This window comes from Halorientalis persicus, assembly GCF_900110215.1.
Taxonomy (GTDB): domain Archaea; phylum Halobacteriota; class Halobacteria; order Halobacteriales; family Haloarculaceae; genus Halorientalis; species Halorientalis persica.
In genome coordinates this window covers 1-6510 of the sequence record NZ_FOCX01000073.1, presented here as the reverse complement: position 1 = coordinate 6510, position 6510 = coordinate 1, and the positions used below count along the sequence as shown (strand labels likewise).

General features: G+C 59.0%; 4 protein-coding genes and 3 pseudogenes. 2 read left to right on the top strand and 5 right to left on the bottom strand.

Annotated features, from left to right (window positions below):
- Nucleotides 1-209 precede the first annotated feature (209 nt).
- On the top strand, nt 210-1439 hold the full coding sequence (locus BMX17_RS24335; RefSeq protein WP_092665102.1) for a tyrosine-type recombinase/integrase: 1230 nt from the start codon (nt 210-212) through the stop codon (nt 1437-1439).
- Nucleotides 1440-1553: 114 nt separating this feature from the next.
- Here the strand turns inward: BMX17_RS24335 and BMX17_RS24330 are convergent.
- Nucleotides 1554-1931, bottom strand: a pseudogene (locus BMX17_RS24330) (zinc ribbon domain-containing protein); the annotation flags it as partial.
- A gap of 3 nt (nt 1932-1934) precedes the next feature.
- On the opposite strand from BMX17_RS24330, the pseudogene BMX17_RS24325 reads away from it, so the two are divergent.
- Nucleotides 1935-2102, top strand: a pseudogene (locus BMX17_RS24325) (IS6 family transposase); the annotation flags it as partial.
- Here BMX17_RS24325 and BMX17_RS27475 read toward each other — a convergent pair.
- The 4 genes and pseudogenes from BMX17_RS27475 to csg all read right to left on the bottom strand — a co-directional run.
- A pseudogene (locus tag BMX17_RS27475) lies at nt 2083-2328 on the bottom strand (zinc ribbon domain-containing protein); the annotation flags it as partial. The pseudogenes BMX17_RS24325 and BMX17_RS27475 overlap by 20 nt on opposite strands.
- Nucleotides 2329-2391: 63 nt before the next feature.
- Nucleotides 2392-3711, bottom strand: a complete 1320-nt coding sequence (locus tag BMX17_RS24320) for an IS200/IS605 family accessory protein TnpB-related protein (RefSeq protein ID WP_092665099.1) — start codon at nt 3709-3711, stop codon at nt 2392-2394.
- Nucleotides 3708-3842 carry a hypothetical protein gene (locus tag BMX17_RS27430; RefSeq protein ID WP_280141442.1) on the bottom strand — a complete coding sequence of 45 codons (135 nt, stop codon included), beginning with the start codon at nt 3840-3842 and terminating at the stop codon, nt 3708-3710. The genes BMX17_RS24320 and BMX17_RS27430 overlap by 4 nt, the downstream gene beginning before the upstream one ends.
- A gap of 205 nt (nt 3843-4047) precedes the next feature.
- Nucleotides 4048-6510 (bottom strand): HVO_2072 family ArtA-dependent S-layer glycoprotein (csg, locus tag BMX17_RS24315; protein WP_092665096.1); only part of this gene is annotated, 2463 nt, incomplete at its 5' end.

Genomic DNA, 6510 nt, shown 5'->3' with positions numbered 1-6510 from the left:
TGCTAGATATCGACCAGTATGGGTCTCTACAGTCGGTATTTCGAGATCCGTCGCCAAATTATGGTTGCTCGTGATTACTCCAATAATCACGACCAATTTGAAGTGTCCCCACGCCCTCCGGTAAGCACGAATGCTACAATTCACACAGCAGATTCCCTCTCCGCCGGGAAACCGGACAAAACTTGGGGGTAGTAGAGATGAGTTACGTAATGTCTGATCCGGAGGACCGAACTCTGCTCGCTAGTTCCTTCGACCGCTACCTCCAAGACAAAGGTAAAGGCCGCGGGGGAGACGGCGGAAACTACCGCCGCAACGTCGAGCGGGAGCTTCACCGGTTCGCAGAGTGGGCGACCGGCGACCGCGGTGACGACGACTGGAATGGGATCACTCCTGACGAAGGTCACGATGAGCCCGCGTTCGAGGATCTCGACGAAGGTGCGTTCCGCGAGTATGCACGGCATCTTTCCAGTGACCGCGGACTCAAGCAGAACACGGTCAAGACCTACTACGCCTACATTTCAGCGTGGTGTGGCTGGTGCGTCAATGAGGGGCATCTGCAGTCCCACTACGCCCAGCGAGCGAGTGCGACCGCTCCATTGCCCGAAGACGACGGTCGCAAGCCCGGCGACCAGCAGGCTTGGACACCCGAACAGCGCCACAAACTCACCCGCCACGTCGATCAGCAAGCGCGTGAGGCTATCGAGTCCTACGAGAAAGCACCGTCGGTGGACACGGCGGCGGCAGACAAACAGCGAGCGCGCTACAGGGCACTGAAAGCGACACGGGATCGGGCGCTTGTGTTCCTCATCGCGTACACGGCTGTCCGAGTGGGAGAACTACTACGAGACCCAGATGATCCACGCCGGCGCGGGGTCCGATGGGAAGACCTCAATCTCGAAGACGGTGGCATGGACGTCTACCGGAAGAAACAGCAGTGGGACACCGCCAGTCTCCCCGACCCCGTCATCCACCCCCTCAAACAGTATCGGAAGATGCTGAAGCCCCCAACCGACCGGTGGCCGGTCTTTCCGACATTCGATCAGCGGACGCTCGGGATACTCGTCCAGGAAGAACTCGCAGATCGCGGCCTCCAGCCAGCTGCCGTCGAAGACCGTCGCGACGAGTTCGTCCGCGATCTCTTGCTCGCACTCGAGGACGATATTCGCCCCAATTCAATCACGACCGACGGGGCACGATCGATTCTACGGCGGCTCACCGACGACGCCGGCGTCGACGTTGACCATCCCCGACACGAGTATCTCGCACCCCACGGAGGACGCCGAGGAATGGGCGAGGTCCTGGTGCGATCATTTGGGTACACCGTCGCAGCCCGATATCTCGATAACTCCGAGGAGATGGTTCGGGAACGCTACTCCCATATCGAAGCCGGGGAACTTGGTGATGTCGCGACTGAAGCCCTCAATGAAATCGACGGGTGACCTCCTCCTCGCCGTAAACGGAGAGGGAGCGAAGCTCTCTCAAGCAGTCGGGCGTAGCCCGACGACGGCGAGGCTTCCCGAAACCGCACCGCAAGCGTTGGGATATTTGCTGGTCTACGGGCAGACCTGTTCTTGTGGGGCGATTTGCCCCGTTGATTTGTCAAACAGGCGCACCGAAGGTTGGGCCAGACAGCCGTTACTCCTATCCATCTCTGGATTCGGAATTACCGTCGCTCGCATATTCTCCGCTGCATTCAGGTCGCTGTTAGCGACCAGTCCGCAGTTCCCACACACGGACAAGCCACGCTCAACACGGTTTGAATCTGCTTTCGTCCCACACATACAGCACGTTATCGACGTGGCCAACTCGTACTCATCGACTCGCTCTACCTCGATACCACGTTCCTCTGCCTTGTACTCGATGTGCTGAATCAGCGTATCAAACGCCCAGTCGTGCAGGCGCTTGTTCCCGTGCCGCCCCCAGTCTTCATCCCCCTCGCTCGTCAGGAATTGAGCGGTCAGCTCAACTATACTGCCCGGAACCACATCGAAAAGTGGTTCCAGACCGTCACCATGCGAATCGACCGCTTCCACTCGTTTTGGCGGGGCAGTCAGGCAAGCGCGAAACGCTGGCTGCGGCGGTTCAGGCACTACTACAACTGACACCGGCCGAATCAGGCATTAGATGGCCGCACTCCCGCCGAGGAGGTACTGAACTAGACAATGCCATGACATCGGTTGTATCAACTTGGGTTCGCCGTCTCCATCTGTGTGTCCGAGAAGTGTTTCCGCCAGACTTGATCGCCCCGACCACGTCCCGGTCACACTCGTAGCCACACTCGGGGCAGTGGAAGTTCCCGCCATGGCGCTGTTCGATGTGACATCCTCGCCTGGCGTGAACGCCGGGGCTTCCACCGCAGGTGGAATACCAGCAAACTGCTGGATTGAGGCTTCAAGACGTGTGCGTGTCACCGGTCTCCGGCTCCGCCCCCGCTCCCACCGCTGGTGAGCTAGACGAAACCTTGTCATTGGAAACCCGCCTCTCGGACGGGAGTTCCTCGCTCGGTGACGTGTCTTGGTGGGCCTGCCACTGGCCCCCGTTCCGTGGCGAGTCATCGCCTGCTGATTTCCAAGGCAGGCTCTCTCCCCACGGATTCAGCCGATTGGCTATGTTCGCTGCTGCGTTCAAATCCGCCTGATACTCCGACACCCAACACGAATCATTCGTACACCGAAACGTGCCCTGATGCGGCCTGTACCCGATGTGTTGGCAGGCGTGGCACGTCCTCGACGTGTGGTGCGGATGCACGTATTCCACAGATATCCCGTGTTCCGCTGTCTTGTCCTCGATGCGCGACTGTAGTTGGGAGAACAGCCATTTACCGAGGCGTCGATTCCAGTACTTCCCGATGTCCTCGTCCGTAATCCCTTCAAGATATTCAAGCACGATGACGGGGTTCTCGAACTGGGAAGCGTATTCGACTGCTCGCGTTGAGGCTTTCTCGATCTCGTCTTCGATGGCGTCTTGCCACCGACCCCACACGAGGTCATCGAGGAGTTTCGAGGCGTATCGTGGTTTCAAGCGGTCTTCGGCACTCGCTTGTTTCTGCCGTAAGTGTCGGACGCGACCGCCATCAACGAACAACGGATCGACAGGAGTGTCGTCTCGGAGGGCACAGCCCACCAAGAGCTTCGACTCACCCACGTCGAACCCGACAGGGGTCACATCGCCACTCTCTGGTGAACACAAGTGGTCTGGTTCGACTTCGTAGTTCGCAGTGACGTGCAACACCCACTGTTTTCCATCGCGTTGAAGACGGAGTTCGCCCGCCCATACACTCTCATCTTCGTCGTCAATCAGAGAGTGCCACCAGTCCTCTTGCTCGGGGTTCAACTGGAGTGGTATCCAGAAGTTCGTTCCGCGACCGGGAAGAGGGACTTCCCAGCAAATTTCGTGGTGACGGTCCTCGTCGTGGTCGAAGACAGCGGCGGTGTTGGCGTAGCGAATTGGATGGGTGTCTGCGAGTTGCTTCGCACCATACGTGTCCTCGTCAAGCAAGTCGGGGACGTGTTTCTTGAGTGCGTTTTTCGAGTGCCAGTTGGGGGCTTCACCTGTGACGACCTCGTTGACGGCACTCATCGTGTCGCACTCGTTGTTGAAGCTCTCCCGAAGCAACGCTTCGTATCGGCCGTGCTCGTCGTGGAGCTTGCACTGCTTGTGCTGGGTGGGTGGGGCAAGATACGCTTCGAGCGTCTTGCACTCCTCTCTCATTCTTCAGCGTCGAGTCCCTGTTCCACGAGTTCGGCGTATGCGAAGTCCATTCGCAGGCCGTTCTCACGAGAGTATTTTTTCACACGTTCGTGGAGGTCGCTTCCACGTTCGATGGCGATGTCAACCCGCATCCGTTTTCCAGTATGTTTTATCGTACATTAAAAGTTCGTGTTGCCGCGGGGTATTCAGAGTGCTGTCGATCGTGGCTTGCACGGTGGAATGACGCGATTCACGCCCGCCGTAAACGGCGGGATTCTCTCGCTGTTTAAAGATAGCAGCGTTGTCACTAACCGGGCGAAAATAAAGAATTACGAAGTCGGCGCTGAGGCCGATGATTTAGTCGCGGCGGCGGACTGCCAGCAGCGCAGCGGCGACCAGTGCAACGAGAGCGAGCACGGCCGTGAAGCCGGGCCCGGTCGCGGTGGTCGTCTCTTCTGCAGGCTCGTCGGTGCCCGCGGCCGTAGTTTCCACGGGTTCTTCCGTGGTGTCAGTCGGTTCTTCCGTGGTCGGCTCCGGCTCAGGCTCCGGTTCCGGTTCCGTTGCCGTGTCAGTCGGCTCCGGTTCCGTCGGTTCCTCGAACTGTTCGTCGGTCACCTGGAAGCTGCGAACGTCGGTGTTGCCATCGACACTCGCTTCGACCGTGTAGTTGCCAGGTTCAGCGCCGGCAGTGTCGACCTCAACGCTCCACTGACCGTCCGTGCCCCACATATCGGTGGATTCGATGCTCAGATCGCTCGAGCTGGGACCATCGATGATTTCCACCGTGATGCTGTTGTCATCGGGCTGTTTGTTGGTCGTGCCCGACACAGTCATCGTGGAGTTCGACGAGACGAGGAACGGTTCGTCAGCGCCAGGACTGGTAACCGAGTCGACGCTCACGGTCCCGTCAGTGTAGCGGAACTGGAAGACCTCCGAGATGTCGTCGCTGCCCGTGTCATCGACGGTCTCGGACGAGACCACGTTGATGAGCTGCTGCTGGGTCAGCGACCGTTCATTCAGGTCGAGAGCCCAGTTTGTCGAGTCGTCGTAGCTCGGATCGTAGGTCTGGAAGTTTCCGAAGTCACCATCACCAGTCGTGTCGTCACGGCCATTCGAGAGGACCGTCATCACGACGTTGCCTTGGCTGATCTCGGTGCTGACTCCTGAAGCGAGAGCGCCGAGATTGCCGCCAACATCAATGTTGTCTTCGTCGAAGGTTCCGTCCGTGTCAACGGAAACGGACTGTGAGTCGTAGGTACCACGCGGGCCGTAGAAGCTCACGCTGACCTCGTTTTTACCGGGTGCAGTCCCGTTAATGCTCAGAGTGTCATCTTCAGCGACCTGCCCGTTGATGATGCTGACGTAGTCCACCGTAAGGCTCGTTTCAGTGACGCGCAGCGAATACTGCTCACCGACTGCCTGACTGATGGCAGAGGTGTTCTGCGTCTGGTCCAAGTTGAACGGATTGTTGTCGTCCGCATCGGGTCCGAGAGCCTCGTCGGTGGCATCGACGACGGCCAGGCGGTACGTGCCCGGAAGTGAGAGGATATCGGATCCAACATCGTCCGTATCGCTCAGCACGATGTCTTCCTCTTCGAAGGTGTCGTCACCATCAACGTCAATGGTGGTCAGGAACTCGTAGTCACCCTCACTGCGGGCGTAAAGGGCAACATCATCGACACCCGAGGAAGTCGTCCCGTTAACGGTCGTTTCCGAGCCGACGACATACGTTCCCATCGGGTTGTCCAGGGTAACCGATCCCTCAGTCACCTCGAAGTCGTCGTCATCAGCCGAGTTGGTACCGGGATCGACTGCCGTAAGGTCAGAGGCAGTCACGCCTTCGCCGTCGTTGTTGGAGTCAACGGTGTCCGCATCGTAGACATCGACGGTGACGTCCGTCTCGTCAAGTGGCGACGTGTCGATGCTGCCGACCCCGACACCGTCGTCGATCTCGACGAGTGCGTAGGCACCAGCATTGTCCGACGCAGTCGCGATCGTGTCACCGACGTTGCGGAAGACATCCGCTGCGTCACCCTCGATATCGTCGCTTTCGACGGTAACAAGGTGAGTGTTCCCTTCGCCGGACTGGTCAATCTCGAAGGTGACGTCCTCACCGCGGGTCACCTGATCTTCCTGGACATCAATCGCAACTTCGTCACCGGAGGTGACGTCAAGCGTCGTACTCTGGGATGCCTCACCGAAGTCCAGATCTTCATCGCCTTCGACGGTGATCGTGTACTCCTCGTTATCGAGTTCGTCCTCGAGGAAATCGAGGGAGAGGGTACCGTCGTCAGGCATGAAGGGACCCGACTGCTGAAGGACCGAGTCAGTCACTTCGAGGCCGTTCGCGTCCTCGATCGTGACATCGAGGGGCTCGGCCTGCTGGAAGTTGTACTGAACGTCGAGCGTCAGCTCGGTGCTGTCCTCGATGTTGACGGCCCCACCAGCAACGTCGTCATCGTTCCGGTTGGTGATTTCGAGGTTCTGGATCCGCGGCGTCGAGACGGTGATACTGGTGTCCGAGAAGCCAGAACCAGTAGCCTCGTATGACCCAGTCGGCTGGTCTGTCGGAATCGGCATCGACAGCGTCTCGCCTTCGTTTGCACCAGCAGTGCGCTCAAACTCGGTCGGCGCGATCGTTGTCCCGCCCGAGTCAACGAAGGTAATGTCTTCTTCGCCCTGGAAGACGGTCGCACCAGGCCCGACCTCACCAGCGTCCTGCCCACTGGAGGCAATGTCGTAGGTGCCTGCGGAACCACGCTGCTCGCCAGCGGGCGGCTGCGGGTCCTGGTCACCGTTATCAGGGTCCTGGTCACCGTT

Excerpts from the sequence above, each read along its gene's own strand:
- BMX17_RS24320 (WP_092665099.1), bottom strand. The coding sequence starts at position 3,711 with ATGAGAGAGGAGTGCAAGACGCTCGAAGCGTATCTTGCCCCACCCACC.
- BMX17_RS24335 (WP_092665102.1), top strand. The coding sequence starts at position 210 with ATGTCTGATCCGGAGGACCGAACTCTGCTCGCTAGTTCCTTCGACCGC.
- BMX17_RS27430 (WP_280141442.1), bottom strand. The coding sequence starts at position 3,842 with ATGCGGGTTGACATCGCCATCGAACGTGGAAGCGACCTCCACGAACGT.